The organism is Pseudomonas spirodelae (genome assembly GCF_034653255.1).
GTDB classification, from domain to species: Bacteria; Pseudomonadota; Gammaproteobacteria; order Pseudomonadales; family Pseudomonadaceae; genus Aquipseudomonas; species Aquipseudomonas spirodelae.
On record NZ_JAYEET010000052.1, the window covers coordinates 1 to 16,541 of the forward strand.

Annotated in this window: 16 protein-coding genes; 4 read left to right on the forward strand and 12 right to left on the reverse strand. The window is 60.8% G+C overall.

Going from position 1 to position 16,541, the window contains the following annotated elements:
• Positions 1-117: 117 nt before the first annotated feature.
• Entirely contained in the window at positions 118-567 is a 450-nt protein-coding gene (locus SOP97_RS17475) for an REP-associated tyrosine transposase (RefSeq protein WP_274086324.1), read from the forward strand.
• A 108-nt stretch (positions 568-675) separates the two neighbouring features.
• Here the strand turns inward: SOP97_RS17475 and SOP97_RS17480 are convergent, their stop codons facing one another.
• The 7 genes from SOP97_RS17480 to SOP97_RS17510 form a co-directional block, all read right to left on the reverse strand.
• Positions 676-1,602 carry an ABC transporter permease gene (locus SOP97_RS17480; RefSeq protein ID WP_274086323.1) on the reverse strand — a complete coding sequence of 309 codons (927 nt, stop codon included), beginning with the start codon at positions 1,600-1,602 and terminating at the stop codon, positions 676-678.
• A 125-nt stretch (positions 1,603-1,727) separates the two neighbouring features.
• On the reverse strand, positions 1,728-2,825 hold the full coding sequence (locus SOP97_RS17485; RefSeq protein ID WP_274086322.1) for an ABC transporter permease: 1,098 nt from the start codon (positions 2,823-2,825) through the stop codon (positions 1,728-1,730).
• Positions 2,826-2,836: 11 nt separating this feature from the next.
• Positions 2,837-4,411, reverse strand: coding sequence for an ABC transporter ATP-binding protein (locus SOP97_RS17490; RefSeq protein ID WP_411912083.1), 1,575 nt, complete (start codon positions 4,409-4,411; stop codon positions 2,837-2,839).
• 288 nt (positions 4,412-4,699) lie between these two features.
• Positions 4,700-5,158 (reverse strand): REP-associated tyrosine transposase, encoded by a 459-nt coding sequence (locus tag SOP97_RS17495; protein ID WP_274086321.1) that lies wholly within the window; start codon positions 5,156-5,158, stop codon positions 4,700-4,702.
• Positions 5,159-5,336: 178 nt separating this feature from the next.
• On the reverse strand, positions 5,337-5,921 hold the full coding sequence (locus SOP97_RS17500; protein ID WP_274086320.1) for an IMPACT family protein: 585 nt from the start codon (positions 5,919-5,921) through the stop codon (positions 5,337-5,339).
• Positions 5,921-6,592, reverse strand: a complete 672-nt coding sequence (locus tag SOP97_RS17505) for a TetR/AcrR family transcriptional regulator (RefSeq protein WP_274086319.1) — start codon at positions 6,590-6,592, stop codon at positions 5,921-5,923. Before SOP97_RS17505 ends, SOP97_RS17500 begins: the two co-directional genes overlap by 1 nt.
• A gap of 144 nt (positions 6,593-6,736) precedes the next feature.
• Positions 6,737-7,654 (reverse strand): LysR family transcriptional regulator, encoded by a 918-nt coding sequence (locus SOP97_RS17510; RefSeq protein WP_322950315.1) that lies wholly within the window; start codon positions 7,652-7,654, stop codon positions 6,737-6,739.
• A gap of 146 nt (positions 7,655-7,800) precedes the next feature.
• Between SOP97_RS17510 and aptA the strand changes: the two genes are divergently transcribed.
• The 3 genes from aptA to SOP97_RS17525 all read left to right on the forward strand — a co-directional run bounded on the left by aptA (position 7,801) and on the right by SOP97_RS17525 (position 11,817).
• A complete protein-coding gene (gene aptA / locus SOP97_RS17515; protein WP_274086317.1) occupies positions 7,801-9,147 on the forward strand; it encodes an omega-aminotransferase AptA in 1,347 nt (448 codons plus the stop codon).
• Between the two features lie 144 nt (positions 9,148-9,291).
• Positions 9,292-10,788, forward strand: a complete 1,497-nt coding sequence (locus SOP97_RS17520; RefSeq protein WP_274086316.1) for a CoA-acylating methylmalonate-semialdehyde dehydrogenase — start codon at positions 9,292-9,294, stop codon at positions 10,786-10,788.
• A gap of 246 nt (positions 10,789-11,034) precedes the next feature.
• Positions 11,035-11,817 (forward strand): gamma-glutamyl-gamma-aminobutyrate hydrolase family protein, encoded by a 783-nt coding sequence (locus tag SOP97_RS17525; RefSeq protein ID WP_322950316.1) that lies wholly within the window; start codon positions 11,035-11,037, stop codon positions 11,815-11,817.
• A gap of 235 nt (positions 11,818-12,052) precedes the next feature.
• On the opposite strand, the gene SOP97_RS17530 is transcribed toward SOP97_RS17525, so the two are convergent.
• From SOP97_RS17530 to SOP97_RS17550, 5 genes are all read right to left on the reverse strand, one after another.
• Positions 12,053-12,886 carry a hypothetical protein gene (locus SOP97_RS17530; RefSeq protein ID WP_274086314.1) on the reverse strand — a complete coding sequence of 278 codons (834 nt, stop codon included), beginning with the start codon at positions 12,884-12,886 and terminating at the stop codon, positions 12,053-12,055.
• Positions 12,883-13,728: an NYN domain-containing protein gene (locus SOP97_RS17535; RefSeq protein WP_322950317.1), complete on the reverse strand. Its 846-nt coding sequence runs from the start codon at positions 13,726-13,728 to the stop codon at positions 12,883-12,885. The genes SOP97_RS17530 and SOP97_RS17535 overlap by 4 nt, the downstream gene beginning before the upstream one ends.
• Positions 13,729-14,670: 942 nt before the next feature.
• Complete coding sequence (locus SOP97_RS17540; protein ID WP_274086312.1) at positions 14,671-15,246, reverse strand: HD domain-containing protein; 576 nt, start codon at positions 15,244-15,246, stop codon at positions 14,671-14,673.
• Positions 15,247-15,426: 180 nt separating this feature from the next.
• Positions 15,427-15,783: a hypothetical protein gene (locus SOP97_RS17545; protein ID WP_274086311.1), complete on the reverse strand. Its 357-nt coding sequence runs from the start codon at positions 15,781-15,783 to the stop codon at positions 15,427-15,429.
• A 149-nt stretch (positions 15,784-15,932) separates the two neighbouring features.
• On the reverse strand, positions 15,933-16,514 hold the full coding sequence (locus SOP97_RS17550; protein ID WP_274086310.1) for a DUF1415 domain-containing protein: 582 nt from the start codon (positions 16,512-16,514) through the stop codon (positions 15,933-15,935).
• Positions 16,515-16,541 lie beyond the last annotated feature (27 nt).

The following is a 16,541-nucleotide window of genomic DNA, read 5'->3' on the forward strand; positions in this document are numbered from 1 at the left end:
GCTAAAGCCCCTCCCACAGGTATGTGTGATCTGTGGGAGGGGCTTTAGCCGCGACTGGCGATAGTGCGGTTCAAGCAGCTATAACCTCTGCAGAGAAAATTATCTGGAGGCAACGGAATGCCCCATTCAAAGCAGCTACGCCTCGGCCGTTTTTCCGAGGATCAGCGGGTCTACTTGCTGACCGCGACAGTCGAGAAGCGAGAGCCGATCTTCGCGGATTTCCAGCTTGGTCGCCTGCTGATTGCTGAGCTAAGAGCGGCCCATTGCGATGGTCTGGTTGAGTCTTTGGCGTGGGTGGTGATGCCTGACCATCTGCACTGGCTGCTGGTGCTGCAGCGTGGCTCGATCAGCGAATTGATGCGCCGGGTTAAAGGCCGCAGTGCTCGGCAGATTAATTCGCTTGCGCATCGAAGTGGCCGGTTGTGGCAAGACGGTTTCCATGACCATGCGCTCCGCCACGAAGAGGATGTGTTGCCAGTTGCGCGTTATATCGTGGCTAACCCTTTGCGGGCGGGTCTGGTGAAACGGGTCGGTGATTACCCGCTGTGGGATGCGGTGTGGCTGTAAAAGCTGTCGCGGCTAAAGCCCCTCCCATAAGTCAGCGATGACCTGTGGGAGAGCTGGGCGGCACTTCGTTTTTGTGGGAGGGGCTTTAGCCGCGACAAGGTAAAAGCATCAGTGCCCCGGCTGCCAGGGCTTGCCCAGCGATACGGGGGCGAATAGCCGCGTTTTGATTGCGTCCCGCGAGAGCAGTACCAACACCAGAATGGTCGCCACATAGGGCAGCATCGCCAGCAGGTTGGAAGGGATCGACAGGCCGATGCCCTGTGCCACCAGATGGATGATGCTGGCCAAGCCGAACAGGTAAGCACCGAGCAGCACACGGAATACCCGCCAACTGGCGAATACCACTAGAGCGAGGGCGATCCAGCCGCGGCCGGCGGTCATGTTTTCCGCCCACATCGGCGTGTAGGCCAGCGACAGGTAACCGCCCGCCAATCCAGCCATCGCCCCACCGAACAGCACCGCCAGGGTTCGCACACGCAGCACAGGCAGGCCCATGGCGCTGGCGGCGTCTGGGTTTTCGCCGACCGCCTGGATGATCAGGCCGATGCGGCTTTTCAGCAGCACCCAGGCCACCAAGCCGAACAGGGCAAAGGACAGGTAAACCAGAATGTCCTGGGCAAACAGCATGCGCCCGATCAACGGGATTTCGCTGAGCAACGGAATGGCGATGGGCTCGAAACCGGCCAGCGGTTTGCCGACCCAGGCGGCGCCGACAAAGGTCGATAGGCCCACACCGAAGATGGTCAACGCCAGCCCGGTGGCCACCTGATTGGCGTTAAAGCCCAGCGCCACGGCGGCGAACAGCATCGACAACAGCATGCCAGCGGCCATCGCCAGCAGCACGCCAAGCCACAGGTTGCCGGTGCTCAGGGCGACGATAAAACCGATCACCGCGCCGAACAGCATCATGCCTTCCTGGCCTAGGTTGAGCACGCCGCTCTTCTCGCAGATCAGTTCACCCAGCGCCACCAGCAGCAGCGGCGTACCGGTGCGCACCATGGCGTAGAAAATATTGCTTAGTAGGTCGAGATCCATATTTGCAGCCTCAGGCGCGTGCTAAATGTGCAGGAGAAAAGGTGATGTCGATACGGGGTGTGGGAGGGGCTTTAGCCGCGACGATTTCAAGCGAAGCACTGTCGCGGCTAAAGCCCCTCCCACGGTTAGGTGGTCGCCTCAGTGAGCTTCTCGCGCTGCGCCCACTTCAATTTCAGCCGTGGCCGATAAAGGATCAGCACGTCACAGGCGAGCAGGAAGAACAGCATCATTCCCTGGAATAGCTGGGTGATCGCCTGGGGCAGGTTCATGGTCATCTGCGCGTTCTCGCCGCCCAGATACAGCAGCGCCATCAACAGGCTGGCGAAGACGATGCCGAGCGGATTGAGCCTGCCGAGAAAGGCCACGGTAATAGCCGCATAGCCATATCCGGGCGAAACCTGTGGCACCAGTTGGCCAATCGGCCCGGCCACTTCACCGACACCCGCCAGCCCCGCCAGGCCGCCGCTGACCAGCAGGGCAAACCACACCAGGCGCTTCTCGCGAAAGCCGACAAAACCAGCGGCGCGGCGGTCGAGGCCGAGCACCTTGATCTGGAAACCGAGAAAGCTCTTGTGCAGCAGCACCCATACCGCCACCAGCGCCAACAGGGCGAAGTACAAACCGGCATGCAGGCGACCGTCTTCACTGACTAGCGGCAGGCGGCTGGCATCGCCGAACATCGCTGACTCGGGGAAGTTGAAGCCGGCCGGGTCTTTCAGCGGGCCATGCACGAAGAACAGCAGCAGGTTCAGCGCGATGTAATTGAGCATGATGCTGGTGAGGATTTCGTTGGCATTGAACTGCGTGCGCAGCCAGGCGGTCAGGCCGCCCCAGGCCGCGCCGGCGGCTATGCCGGCGAGCACCACCCAAACCAGCGCCCAGCGGCTGTCCCAGTCGATAATCTGAATCGCCATGGCGCTGCCGGCCAGCGCGCCGAGCAGCAGCTGGCCTTCCGCGCCGATATTCCAGATGCGCGCCTGGTAGGCCACAGCTAGGCCTAGGGCGCAGAGCAGAATCGGCAGCGCTTTGACCAACAGTTCCGATACCCCGTACCAGTCGGCCAGTGGTGCAACCAGCAGGGTATGTAGCGTTTCCAGCGGGTCATGGCCGAGCAGGGCGAATAACAGCGCGCCGCTGCACAGAGTCAGCACCGCGGCGAGCAGCGGCGATAGCCAGAGCATGGCGCGCGATTGCTGGCCACGCGGTTCGAGGGATAACAGCATGGAAAACTCCGTCAGCTCAGGCTGGCAGCAGGCGCTGCGAGCGGGCTTGTGATAGGGGGCAGCACAGCGAATTCGCCGGCCATCCAGCGGCCGACTTCTACTGCTTCAGTTTCTGCGGTGGCGGCCAGGGGCGAGAGCTTGCCGCTGCACAGCGCGCCGATGCGGTCGCTGATCTGGAACAGCTCGTCGAGGTCTTCGGAGATCACCAGAATCGCCGCGCCGGCATCGCGCAGGGCAATCAGCGCGCGATGAATCGCCGCCGCCGCGCCAACGTCCACGCCCCAAGTCGGGTGCGCCGCCACCAGCAATTTGGGGTTCTGTAGGATTTCGCGGCCGAGGATAAATTTCTGCAGGTTGCCGCCGGACAGGCTGCGCGCGGGCGCATCGGCATCTGGGGTTTTCACCGCAAAGCGCTGAATGATCTGCTCAGCCAGCGCGCGCACCTTGCTGCGCTGAATCAGCCCCTTACTCAGCAGGCCTTGCTGAAAGGCGGTGAGCAGGGCGTTGTCGGCCAGGCTCATATCCGGCACCGCACCATGTCCCAACCGTTCAGCTGGGACAAAGGCCAGCCCCAGTTTGCGTCGCGCATCCGGGTACAGATCGGCAATCGGCTGCGTGTCCAGGCTGATGCGTTCTCGCTCGTTGCGCGGCAGTCGTGTTTCCCCACTGAGCAGGGCGAGTAGTTCGTCCTGGCCGTTACCCGCAACGCCAGCGATACCAACGATCTCGCCGCTGCGCACGTCCAGGCGAATGTGGCTGAGGGTGCAGCCGAACGGGTCCGCATTGCGCCAGCTGAGGTCATCCACCCGCAGGCGCGGCAGGCCGCCCTCGGCTTTCGGATAGCTGCTTTCCAGGCCTTCGGCGTCGCCAACCATCAACCGCGCCAGTTGCAGATCGCTGCACTCGGCCGGCACGCAATGCCCGGACACTTTGCCGCCGCGCAGCACCGTGGCGCTCTGGCACAGCGCGCGTACTTCGCCAAGCTTGTGGCTGATAAACAGAATGCTGCAGCCTTCACTGGCCAGACGGCGCAGGGTTACGAACAACTCGTCGGCCTCCTGTGGGGTCAGCACCGAAGTCGGTTCGTCGAGGATCAGCAGTTTGATGTCCTGCATCAGGCAACGGACGATTTCCACCCGCTGCCGTTCACCGATGGACAGACTGTGCACCAGCCGGCCCGGTTCCAGGGCCATGCCGTAACGCTGGGAAACCTCGCGGATTTTCGGCTCCAGCTGCTTCGGCGTGCCGGCCGCCGCACCCATGGCCAAGGCGATGTTCTCTGCCACTGTCAGGGTTTCAAACAGCGAGAAATGCTGGAACACCATGCCTACGCCAAGGCTTCGCGCCATGGCCGGGTCGCGCATCTTCAGCGGTTCACCCTGCCAGCGAATCTCGCCGCTGTCGGGCTGAGTGACGCCGTAGATGATCTTCATCAGGGTGCTTTTGCCGGCACCGTTCTCGCCGAGCAGCGCATGGATTTCCCCAGGTGCGATGCTCAGGTCGATACGGTCGTTGGCCAGGCAGCCGGGGTAGCGCTTGCTGATACCGCTCAGCTGCAAGCGTGGAACAGAAGGTGAACTGGACATGGGCAGTGGCTCAGGAATGACAACTGACCTGGCTAAAGCAAAAAGCTGGCCAGTGAGTCAGAAAAGCCGCTGCGCCGTGCTAGCCAATGCCTCGCCGTAACCCCATATCTACAGAAGGCTCCAGCTTGGTGCGCCGTCTTGAGGGTTGGTTCGTTTTGGCGCATCGCGGGCAATAACTGGGCGCCCCCCCGCTCCTACAAGTGAGCGTGTGTGATCAGAGATTTTCGTAACGCTGCTGTCTCTGTAGGAGCGGGCTTGCCCGCGATAAATCCTGAGACCGGCGCACATTCACAGCCACACCGCATCCCATAACGGGTAATCGCCAATGCGCTTCACCAGGCCGGCGCGTAGTGGATTGGCGACTATATAACGAGCCGCCGAATGCAGATCTTCATCCCGACGCAGCGCACGGTCGTGATAACCCGGCTGCCAAATTGGGCCGTGTGTGCCGAGGTGCTGATTGATCTGCCGTGCGCTGTTGCTTTTGATCCGGCGCATCAGTTCATCCAGAGAGCCTGTCTGCAGCTGGATAAGCCAGTGCAGGTGATCGGGCATCACCACCCAGGCCATAGACGTGACCTGGTGTTGCTCATGGGCTGCGCGTAGTTCAGTGATCAGCAAGCGGGCCAGTTTGAAATCGCTGAATAGCGAACGGCGCTGCAGTAGGGTGCTGGTTAGCAGGTAAATGCGGTCCGGCTCTGAATAGCGGCCTCGCCGCAGGTTGCAACCATGGGGTTTTGTAGGCATTCCATTGCCTCTCGTGGTGTATTGGATATTGATCGCGGGCAAGCCCGCTCCTACAAAATAGTGCAAAAACTTCCATCTCGGTCACACCGCAACCCCTGTAGGAGTGGGCTTGCCCGCGATAATTCGTGAAATAGGCAGCAAGCTCACAGCCACAATGAGGAAGCGTAGTGCAGTGAGTCTACTGCGCCTGTAATTCAACCCGGCCACGGCTGATATCCGCCAGCAGCCGTTGCAGTTCGGCAACCCTTGGTGCAGGTACAGCCAGGTGCAATTCGGCCCCCGTGGCGTCATAGGTTTCGCTTTCCAGCAGGCAGTCGAGGTCGCTGAGTCGCGCTTTGAGCAGCGGCAGTTCGGCGAACAGGCAGTGGCAGCGGTAGTGCTCACGGGCTACCAGCTCAACGCATGGTGCGGCTTGCAGGCATTTGTTGGCGCTGCCGCCGTAGGCGCGGGCCAGGCCGCCGGTGCCGAGCTGAATGCCACCGTACCAGCGGATGACCAGCACCGCGACCTGGTCCATTTCCTGCGCTTCAATGGCCGCGAGTATCGGCCGCCCAGCCGTACCGCCGGGCTCACCGTCGTCACTGAAACGGTACTGCTGGCCGACCTTCCAGGCCCAGCAGTTATGGCTGGCGCTGGGGTCGCTGTGCGTGGTGATAAACGCCTGCGCCTCGGCCGCGCTGGTGACGGGCGAGGCGAGGGCTAGAAAGCGGCTTTTGCGAATCTCCTCGCGGTACTCGCAAGGGCTAATCAGAGTGAACGGCATCAGGCGTCTTTGGCGGGAGGGGTCAGGCCGCAGCCCTTGAGGATGATAGTGATCAACTGCTCGGTCGCCTCTTCATAATCGGCTTTTACCAGGCGCGAGCGCCCGGTCACACGGCAAATCTGCGAGGCAAAGTCGGCGTAGTGTTGGGTGCCGCTCCAAATCAGAAAAATCAGGTGCGCGGGGTCAACCGGGTCCATCTTGCCGGCGGCGCTCCAGGCGGCGAAGACCGCCGCGCGGCCACGAAACCAGGCCTGGTAGTCTTGGTCGAGCATCTGCGACAGGTGCTCGCCACCGCTGATCACTTCCATGGCATAGATGCGCGAGGCTTTCGGGTGGCGGCGCGAGAATTCCATCTTGGCGCGGATATAACGCGCAATGGCGGCAGCGGGATCATCCTCGACGCTGACGGTGTTGAAGCTGTTGTCCCACAACTCGAGGATGTTCACCAACACCGCCTGATAAAGGCCCAGCTTGTTGCTGAAGTAGTAATGCAGGTTGGCCTTCGGCAGCCCGACGCTCTGCGCGATGGTGTTCATGCTGGTGCCTTTGAAGCCGTGCTTGGCGAACTCGTCTTCGGCAGCCTTGATGATTGCCTGTTCATTTTTCTGCCGAATACGCCCGGCCGGTTTGGCGTTCGGGTCGGCAATGTGCGCAAGTACTTCAACAGTCATGGGCGGTTCCGCAGTGGTCAGTTTGTCGGACGACAGCACTGATACCCCAGCGCCGCCGAGTAGACAAGCGCAAGGGCTGGAAAAAGCGCCTTCGCCTCTGTTTGGGCGGGGGCTGCACTGTTGTTGTGCGGGCTGTGGCCTGCCTTAGGCTTCGGCCAGCGCCTCCAGAAAACTCTCCAGCACCAAGTGCGGGCGGCGGCCTTTGCGGGTGACCGAGGCCAGGCTGACGTCGTAGAAGCGGCTGTCGGGCTTGAGTACGCGCAGCCGGCCTTGCTGCACCCAGGCTTGGGCGTAGTGGTCGGGCAGGTAGCCGATGTAGCGCCCGGTGAGAATCAGAAACGCCATGCCTTCGCGGTCCGAGGCGCTGGCGGTGCAATTAAGCACTTGGTAGTGATTCTGCACTTCGGGCGGTAAGCGGAAGGTCGGCGCAATGGCTTCCTGATCGTTCAGCCGTGCGTCTTCAAGCTGCCGATCATCGACATAAAACAGCGGGTGGCCGACGGCGCAGTAGAGCAGCGAGCGCTCGTCGTACAGCGTCTGGTACTCCAGGCCAGACAGCGCGCCCACTTGCGGCACTACGCCAATGTGCAAGCGGCCGTCGAGTACGCCTTGTTCGACCTCGCTTGGCGGGGTCATGCGGATATGAATGCGCACATCCGGCCCCTGGGTTTTCAGCTGCGCCAGGGCATTGGTGATGCGCATGTGCGGCACCGTCACCAGGTTGTCGGTCAGGCCGATATTCAGCTCACCGCGCAGGTGCTGGTGCAGGCCGTTGACCTCGGTACGAAAACTTTCCAGCGCCGCCAGCAGTTGCTGGGTGCTCTGATACACCTCGCGGCCTTCCTCGGTCAGGGCAAAACCGGCGCGCCCGCGTTGGCACAGACGCAGGCCGAGGCGTTGTTCAAGGTCGCTCATCTGCTGGCTGATCGCCGAGCGGCCGATGCCCAGGGCGCTTTCTGCCGCGGAAAAACCGCCGCACTCCACCACGCTGCGAAACAGCTTGAGCAGACGAATATCAAAATCACTGACCTGGGCCAGCGGATCGGGGCGGCGGGTGCTCATGGGTAGCGGCTCATTGTTTAGTGGAAAGTTAACTAAAGATAAGAAGAGTCGTGTTTTCCTGACTCTAAGCCCGTGGCACCTTTGCTGGCAACAGATTCGCTTTACCCAGCCCCTAGAACGCTCAGCCGCCTATACGCGAGGCCACCATGACCATGTTGCAGACCGAAGTCCCGTCCCTGGCCAGTCAGCTCAAACTGGATGCGCATTGGATGCCGTTTTCGGCTAACCGCAACTTCAAGCGTGACCCGCGCCTGATCGTCGGTGCCGACGGTAACCACTTTATTGACGACAAGGGCCGGCGCATCTTCGACAGCCTGTCCGGGCTGTGGACATGTGGCGCTGGGCATAACCGCAAGGAAATTCAGGAAGCCGTGGCCAAGCAACTGGGCACCCTCGATTACGCGCCGGGCTTCCAGTACGGCCACCCGCTGTCCTATCAGCTGGCTGAGAAAATCACCGAGCTGACACCCGCCGGCCTCGATCACGTGTTCTACACCGACTCAGGCTCCGAGTGCGCCGACACCTCGGTGAAGATGGCGCGCGCCTACTGGCGTCTGAAAGGCCAACCGAGCAAAACCAAATTTATCGGCCGTGCCCGTGGCTACCACGGCGTAAACATCGCCGGCACCTCGCTGGGCGGCATCGGCGGTAACCGCAAAATGTTCGGCCAGATGATGGATGCCGATCACCTGCCGCACACCCTGCAGTCGCACCTGGCCTTCACCAAGGGCATGGCCGAGACCGGTGGCGTTGAGTTGGCCAACGAACTGCTGAAACTGATCGAACTGCACGACGCTTCCAACATTGCCGCGGTGATCGTTGAACCTATGTCCGGTTCCGCCGGTGTTATTGTGCCGCCAGTCGGCTACCTGCAGCGCCTGCGCGAAATCTGCACCCAGCACAACATCCTGCTGATTTTCGACGAAGTGATCACCGCTTACGGCCGCATGGGTAAATGGACTGGCGCCGAATTCTTCGGCGTGACCCCGGACATCATGAACACCGCCAAACAGGTCACCAACGGCGCGATTCCGCTGGGCGCGGTGATTGCTTCCAGCGAGATCTACAACACCTTTATGAACCAGGCGATCCCCGAGCACATGGTCGAGTTCGGCCACGGCTACACCTACTCGGGCCACCCGGTTGCCTGCGCCGCCGGCCTGGCTACCCTAGAGCTGCTCAAACGCGACAACCTGATCGAGCAATCCGCTGCCCTGGCACCGATTTTTGAAGAGAAGCTGCACAGCCTCAAAGGCAGCAAGAACGTCGTCGACATCCGCAACTGTGGCCTGGCTGGTGCGATTCAGATTACCCCGCGCGATGGCGACCCGGTGATCCGCCCATTCGAGGCCGGCATCAAACTGTGGAACGCCGGCTTCTACGTGCGCTTCGGCGGCGACACCTTGCAGTTCGGGCCAACCTTCAACACCACGCCTGAGCAGCTGGACTCCGTGTTCAACGCCGTCGGCGATGTGCTGAACACTCTCGACTAATTCCTGTGGGAGGGGCTTTAGCCGCGACTGCGCAATGTCGCGGCTAAAGCGGGGTGCCGCCCAGCGGATCGCCGCACGGCTCCTCCCAAGACAGAACACTCTGGCGACCAAGGCCGCCCCAAAGAATTTGCTAATGGAGTTTTTATGACCACCGTAACCCACCTGATCCACGGCGAAATGATCGCCGGTACTGGCCGTAGCGCTGACGTGTTCAACCCGTCCACCGGTGAAGTCAGCAAGCAGGTTGCCCTGGCCGACCGCGCCACCATGCAACTGGCCATCGACTCGGCCAAGAGCGCCTTCCCAGCCTGGCGCAACACCCCGCCGGCCAAGCGCGCCCAGGTGATGTTCCGCTTCAAGCAACTGCTCGAGCAGCACGAAGCGACTATCTCCAAGCTGATCAGCGAAGAGCACGGCAAGACCCTGGAAGACGCCGCCGGTGAACTCAAGCGCGGCATCGAAAACGTCGAGTTTGCCTGCGCCGCCCCGGAAATTCTCAAGGGCGAGTATAGCCGCAACGTCGGCCCGAACATCGACGCCTGGAGCGACATGCAGCCAATCGGCGTCGTGGCCGGCATCACCCCGTTCAACTTCCCGGCCATGGTGCCGCTGTGGATGTACCCGCTGGCCATCGTCTGCGGTAACTGCTTCATCTTGAAGCCGTCCGAGCGCGACCCAAGCTCCACCCTGTATATCGCTCAACTGCTGCAAGAAGCTGGCTTGCCGAAAGGCGTGCTCAACGTGGTGCACGGCGACAAGGAAGCAGTCGACGCGCTGATCGAAGCGCCGGAAGTCAAAGCCCTGAGCTTTGTCGGCTCCACGCCGATTGCCGAATACATCTACAGCGAAGGCACCAAGCGCGGTAAGCGCGTGCAGGCCCTGGGCGGCGCGAAGAACCACGCCGTACTGATGCCCGATGCCGACCTGGACAACGCCGTCAGCGCACTGATGGGCGCGGCCTACGGTTCTTGCGGCGAGCGCTGCATGGCCATCTCGGTAGCCGTATGCGTGGGCGACCAGATCGCCGATGCACTGGTCGAGAAGATCGTGCCGCAAATCAAAGCGCTGAAAATCGGTGCCGGCACCTCCTGCGGTCTGGACATGGGCCCGCTGGTTACTGGCGCAGCGCGTGACAAGGTCAAAGGTTATATCGACGCCGGCGTGGCCCAGGGCGCAAGCCTGGTGGTCGACGGTCGCGACCTGGTGGTTGCCGGCAACGAGAACGGCTTCTTCGTCGGCGGCACCCTGTTCGACAAGGTGACCCCGGAGATGACCATCTACACCGACGAAATCTTCGGCCCAGTGCTGTGCATCGTCCGCGTCGGCAGCCTGGAACAAGCCATGCAGCTGATCAACGATCACGAATACGGCAACGGCACTTGCATCTTCACCCGCGACGGTGAAGCCGCCCGCCTGTTCTGCGACGAAATCGAAGTCGGCATGGTCGGCGTCAACGTACCGCTGCCGGTCCCTGTGGCTTACCACAGCTTCGGCGGCTGGAAGCGCTCGCTGTTCGGCGACCTGCACGCCTACGGCCCAGACGGTGTGCGCTTCTACACCCGCAAAAAAGCCATCACCCAACGTTGGCCGCAACGCGCTTCGCACGAAGCGGCTCAGTTCGCTTTCCCGAGTAATGGCTAAGTAACACGCCAGGGGGCTGATCGCAGGATCAGCCCCCTTTTTTCAGTTTCCGTAGGATGGGTTGAGCGTAGCGATACCCATCAAGCAGCAACAGTTTTACGCAACAAACCAGCCGCGCGGGCGCGGCGTTGGTGCAGTGACCGCAGGTTACGGCACCCCTTGGGTGAGCGGGTTCAGGGTTTCCTGACCCGCAAGCCCGCTCTCCCAAGGGCAGCCCACTTCAATTACTTATGAAGAGGACTTGCTATGAACAAACCTTTTATTGGCCTTCCCCTGTGCCGTTGGCAGCTGACCAGCCGTGATATCGGCTGGTTTCACCTGGTCGGTGAGAAGTACATCCACGCCGTCACCGGCTTCGGTGCCTTCCCGCTGATGATCCCGGCGTTTGGCGACGATCTGGACATGGACACGGTGCTGGATAGCGTCAGCGGCATTATGTTCGGCGGCTCGCTGTCCAACGTGCACCCCAGCTTCTACGGCGATGACCATCCCGGCCTCGGCCTGGCCGACAAACCGCGTGATGAAACCGTGCTGCGCCTGATGCGCGCCTGCCTGGAGCGCGGCATTCCGTTCCTTGGCATCTGCCGTGGCGTGCAGGAACTCAACGTACTGTTCGGCGGCACCCTGCACCGTGAAGTGCATGAGGTTGAAGGGCGGCTTGATCACCGTGAAGTGAAAGACGTGCCGGACGACGTGGCTTACGGCCCGATTCACAACGTAACCCTGACCGAGGGTGGCGTGCTGCATACGCTGTTCGGCGAACGGCAGGTCAAGGTCAACTCGTTGCATGGTCAGGGTATTGATCGACTGGGCGAGGGCTTGCAGGTTGAAGCCGTGGCCGAGGATGGGCAGATCGAGGCGGTCAGCGTGATCGGCGCCAAGGCGTTTGCCGTTGGCGTGCAGTGGCATCCAGAGTATCGCTATTGGGAGAAGGCCGATTACAACGCACTGCTGGAGGCGTTTCATCAGGCGGCGCGGGAGTATCAGGTGAAGAAGCTTGAGCGTCGCAGCGAGGCGGCGTTGGTCTGATCCGCGTGATGTGCTGAGCAGTGATCCAAACAAAAGGCCCGTCGATTGACGGGCCTTTTGTTTGGATAGTTGATGGGTATCAAACCATCCGCGTGCTGCGTTTCCATCTCTTGATGGCGCCCTGTTACAGCTTAGACGTTTGGTTTTTTCCGCAGGGCTTGCAGAGGCTATTGAGGCGTTGATGGTTTCAATCTGAAGTGTTGGCGATCATCAAGTCGATCAGGGCTTCACAGGTTTATGCCGATGTCTCGGGGGTTGATAGATAGTCTTTGAATTCAGGGTCGAGCCCGAAGTCGAGCAGTTTTGGATGCTGAGTTATGTATTCCCATACTTCCCTGCTGCTGTTCAGCGGTGCATGTCCGTAGACCTTGTCTAGCGCCTTGAGTGTGGCCGTGACTAGCTGGTTCTTACAGTACATGCGAATCTTCTCCGAATTCGCATGCCGCCTCTGCTGCAACTCAGCGATGATCCAAAGCGCCGGCCGCCACCAGTCGTAGGCGAAGTCACAGTGCTTGATCACGGTGGCCGACGATTCGCGCTGCGCTAACATGGCGAAGAAGTTGAGAATGTTGTCGAGCATCAGTCGATCGGCGCGATCAGCGTGGATGATCTGCTGGTCGTCTAGGCTCTGCTTTTCCGCATCCAGCGTGCGAAGGGTTTTCGCGCAGGCAGGCGGAAAGGTTAGCTGCTCAACCACGAACAGGCGGCTGGCCAGATACTCGGCGTATTCACGGTGCTGGATGCCCGTTAGCAGCGCCCGGAACGCACCGTCCTTCACCTGCTGAAACTCTAGGCTTGTGAATGTCTGGAACAGCTCGAAAATGGACCGCTCAATCTCTTCGCGCCGTGCGATGCGCGATTCTTCTGCTTGGAACGCCAGGGTGATGATCACGCCACCAAACGCCAGTGCGGTAAACAACACATTCAGGCCGTTGTACACAGGCTCGAAGGGCTCGTTGAAGGTGTCGCTTGGAATCAGGTAGCGCGCGATCGGATAGGCCATCACCCAGATCATGACGATCAGGAACATGGTTAGACCGGCAAGCTTGATCGGTCGGGAAATACTCATTGGTGTGTTGTTCCTTTTGCTGAGCACTTTCGATTCCGCACGGCAAGTGCTTGGCCCCCTGTGCCGGTGGTGCCGAGCATTTGCAGTTCAAAACGGCTGTTCTGCGCTTTGATCAGATCGCTCAGCTTTTTAAAGCCATACATCCGCGAGTCAAAGTCGGAGCGTAGCTTGCTGATATTGGAGCCGAGCAGTCCCAGGTAACACCAACCATCCTCGTCCGAGTTGTCGTCGATCACTTTGGCAATAAAGTCCATCGGCACTTTCTGCGGTTTGACCTTTGCTGGTGCTGGCGTCGCGGCAGGTTTGCTTTCTGCTGCGGCGGATGGTGTTTGTGTAGCGGCTGGCGCACCGTTACCGGCGATTTCCGGCTCGACGGGTTCGGCGTCGTTGCGCAGCAGTTCGGTGTAGATAAATTTGTCGCAGGCGGACACGAAGGGTTTCGGGGTTTTCTGTTCGCCAAAGCCGATTACTTCCAAGCCTTCTTCACGCAGGCGGGCGGCCAGGCGGGTAAAGTCGCTGTCGCTGGAGACCAGGCAGAAACCATCAAAACGCCGGGTGTAGAGCAGATCCATGGCGTCGATGATCAGTGAACAGTCAGTGGCATTCTTGCCGGTGGTGTAGGCGAACTGCTGCATGGGTTGAATCGAGTGTTCCAGCAGCACCTTCTTCCAGCCGCCCAGTTGTGGGCCGGTCCAGTCGCCGTAGATGCGTTTGACGCTGGCGACGCCGTATTTGGCGATTTCTTCGAACAGACCTTCAACGATTGCAGCAGAGGCGTTGTCGGCGTCGATCAGCACGGCAAGGTGCTTCTGCTGCCGAGGTGGGCTGGATTTGGCGGCCATGCTTCTTCCTTGAATAGGGTTGGCTCGACCTTACTGCGAATGGGTGGCAATGCGCCATAGTTTGCGCATTGGCTTTTGGTCTGGGGTCTGTTCTTGGGTTTGTGGGTATCCGCCGCTTGTGTGGAGTTTGGTCTAACGGTTCCGCCCTTACGGCGGCTCACTTTTGGCAAACGCCCGGGTGGCCGGCCCCGCCAAAAGTAAGCAAAAAGTCTTGCCCCTTGCATCCGGCCCGACTGCGTCGGGTTCCCTCGTTCCATCATTGCTCCAGGGGCACGCCGCGAAGGGCCATCCCTGGCCCATCGCGGCTCTCGCGGCATCCATGCCGCTCAACCCCTTACGCAACGATTCCACTCGGCCTCCTGATGGGGCGTTTGGCGTCGTCTGTGAGATTGCAGACGGGTAACTAAAAGCAGAGCAACAGCTTTGTCTATTGCCGTTCGTTCTGCTGTCCACAAATCGTCCAAACAACGCGGTCCCCGAATCCCGTCAGGAGGCCGAGTGGAGGTGCTGTGCAGAGGGGCGTTTGGCATGGATGCCAAACGAGGAGCGATGGGCCAGGGATGGCCCACCGTGACGACCCTCGGAACAGCACCGGAGCGAGGGAAGTTGAGCGCAGCGAAACCCGGATGCCGGGCGCGCTTTCTCTTTGGTTACTTTCTCTTTCGCGCGAGCATACGGAGCGAAGCGCAGTAACAGCCGCAGGCTGGCCGGAAGGGCGAGCGTAGCGAGTAAAGAGAAAGTAACTCGCCGTAAGGGCGAAAAGCGTAATCCCGATCAATAGAGCTGCTGAGTCTTGCATTCCTGTCTGCATTATCCGCGTGTGGTCAGCGCCGCAGTGTTGCGTATCCTCGCGCTGCTGCACGTAGGCAGGAGAACGTTTTCTGACCTGCCATTTCGCAACACCGCCACTTCGCAGTCAGATCTACTCAATTCAGCGCAGTCTTATTGGGCGACGGCCATATAAAGCGACTGCTTGGGCTGGGCGAATATCCTGCACAGCATCGGCGCAAAAAACTCCAACGGCAGCACCTCGCCATCGGGATCAAATGCCGCTGCATCGTACTTGGCGCAGAAGTCGATGGTGGCTTGGTATTGGGGGTGATCCTTGAATTGCTCGCGCAGGTGGCGATCCATGCCCAGGTGATGGAAGAAGTAGTAACCCTGGAACACGCCGTGTTTTTCCACCATCCAGTGGTTCTCCGCGCTGACGAAGGGCTTGAGCATGGCGGCGGCGATGTCTGGGTGGTTGTAGCTGCCGAGGGTGTCGCCGATGTCGTGGAGCAGGGCGCACACCACGTATTCCTCATCGCGGCCGTCGCGGTAGGCGAGGGTGGCGGTCTGCAGCGAGTGGCTTAGGCGGTCAATCGGGAAGCCGCCGAAGTCGCCATCAAGCAGTTTCAGGTGAGCCATGATGCGCTCGGGTAGTTTGGCGGCGTGCGCGAGAAAGTCCTGGGCGATGATTTGCCAGTCTTCGGCGGTGCCGTCTTGCATGTGGGTGAACTGGGCGTGGGCATTCATCAGGTTGTCTCCTCTGCGGGCTGCGCGATCACGCCCCAGTAGGGCTGTGATGAGTCCTTAGCACTCTATGCGCCTGGGTGCTGGCAAACAGTGGCGCGCAGTGCCAGGTTGCTGTCCTTGGTGGCCATGTGCGCAGGCTGATGCGTATAAAAAAGCCCCGCATTGGCGGGGCTTTTTCGTTTACCGGCGATAGCCGTGGAGATGCTCGTTTCTGTGACCCCGGCGTGGCTGGTGCCAGTGCTTATGGTGCGGCCGTTGCTGCACGTAATACACCGGCGCCGGGTGGTAGTAGACCGGGCGGCGCTCGTAGTAAACCTGTTGCGGCGGGTAGTAAGCCGGCGGAGGTGGGTAGTAGGCGGGTGGCGGCGGGCTATAAGCCTGCACCGGACGGCTTTGGCTGACGATAACGCCGCCAATCACGGCGCCGGCGATTACGCCCGCAATGGCGGCGTCGCGGTTGGACGCCTGTGCGGGCGCTTGGCCAATGAGCGCCAGGCAGGCCAGCAGGCCTGTGATCAAGGGGATGCGTGACAGCATGGTCGAAACTCCTCTGCAAACCGGATTTCCCGGCATGTTGTTTCGACACTGCTATGTGGCTGGCATTGCAGGCGGCAGTGTAAAGCCTGTGTAAACGTGGCTACGCGTCGCGTTTACGCATTGGTTTTAGCTGACTGGCGGTTGGTGATTTAGCTGTTTTGCGCATCCTCGCGGCACTGCGCCTGCAGGGCGGCCCAGCCGTCGCTGCCGAGTTGCTCCAGGGTGTCGATGTTGGCGTCGAAGATGGTTTCCGGGTCGGGGAAGGCTGCGACAGCGCGGTCGATGCTGGCTTCGCGGAGGATGTGCAGGGTCGGGTAGGGCGCGCGGTTGGTGGCGTTGCTGACATCGTTGACGTGGGTGTCGGCAAACTGAAACTGCGGGTGGAAGCTGGCCACTTGCAGGATGCCGCTGTAGCCGAGGTCTTCCACGGTGTCATCGACCACAGCGAGAAAGTCGTTGAAGTCGAGAAAGTCGGTGAGTGCGGCAGGGTGGATCAGCAGGGTGGTGTCGGTTTCGCTCGGCGCGACGTTAGCCAGTGCGTGCAGTTCGTCAATCAAGGCGCTGAGCAGCGCTTCAGGCTCGGCGCTGGCGCACACCACGTAGCGCACTTGCCCTTTGACTTGCACGGCTTTGGCGAAGGGGCAGAGGTTTAGGCCAATCACGGCGCGGTCGACCCAAGCGCGGGTTTCGGCGATGGCGTGGGCGGCGCTCGGGGTGACGGGGTTAGGCATAGAAGACGACTCGGGCTGGCAGGGTGG

Bases quoted from the DNA above. Each gene is read 5' to 3' on its own strand.
- SOP97_RS17475 (WP_274086324.1), top strand. From the start codon at position 118: ATGCCCCATTCAAAGCAGCTACGCCTCGGCCGTTTTTCCGAGGATCAG.
- SOP97_RS17480 (WP_274086323.1), bottom strand. From the start codon at position 1,602: ATGGATCTCGACCTACTAAGCAATATTTTCTACGCCATGGTGCGCACC.
- SOP97_RS17485 (WP_274086322.1), bottom strand. From the start codon at position 2,825: ATGCTGTTATCCCTCGAACCGCGTGGCCAGCAATCGCGCGCCATGCTC.
- SOP97_RS17490 (WP_411912083.1), bottom strand. From the start codon at position 4,411: ATGTCCAGTTCACCTTCTGTTCCACGCTTGCAGCTGAGCGGTATCAGC.
- SOP97_RS17495 (WP_274086321.1), bottom strand. From the start codon at position 5,158: ATGCCTACAAAACCCCATGGTTGCAACCTGCGGCGAGGCCGCTATTCA.
- SOP97_RS17500 (WP_274086320.1), bottom strand. From the start codon at position 5,921: ATGCCGTTCACTCTGATTAGCCCTTGCGAGTACCGCGAGGAGATTCGC.
- SOP97_RS17505 (WP_274086319.1), bottom strand. From the start codon at position 6,592: ATGACTGTTGAAGTACTTGCGCACATTGCCGACCCGAACGCCAAACCG.
- SOP97_RS17510 (WP_322950315.1), bottom strand. From the start codon at position 7,654: ATGAGCACCCGCCGCCCCGATCCGCTGGCCCAGGTCAGTGATTTTGAT.
- aptA (WP_274086317.1), top strand. From the start codon at position 7,801: ATGACCATGTTGCAGACCGAAGTCCCGTCCCTGGCCAGTCAGCTCAAA.
- SOP97_RS17520 (WP_274086316.1), top strand. From the start codon at position 9,292: ATGACCACCGTAACCCACCTGATCCACGGCGAAATGATCGCCGGTACT.
- SOP97_RS17525 (WP_322950316.1), top strand. From the start codon at position 11,035: ATGAACAAACCTTTTATTGGCCTTCCCCTGTGCCGTTGGCAGCTGACC.
- SOP97_RS17530 (WP_274086314.1), bottom strand. From the start codon at position 12,886: ATGAGTATTTCCCGACCGATCAAGCTTGCCGGTCTAACCATGTTCCTG.
- SOP97_RS17535 (WP_322950317.1), bottom strand. From the start codon at position 13,728: ATGGCCGCCAAATCCAGCCCACCTCGGCAGCAGAAGCACCTTGCCGTG.
- SOP97_RS17540 (WP_274086312.1), bottom strand. From the start codon at position 15,246: ATGAATGCCCACGCCCAGTTCACCCACATGCAAGACGGCACCGCCGAA.
- SOP97_RS17545 (WP_274086311.1), bottom strand. From the start codon at position 15,783: ATGCTGTCACGCATCCCCTTGATCACAGGCCTGCTGGCCTGCCTGGCG.
- SOP97_RS17550 (WP_274086310.1), bottom strand. From the start codon at position 16,514: ATGCCTAACCCCGTCACCCCGAGCGCCGCCCACGCCATCGCCGAAACC.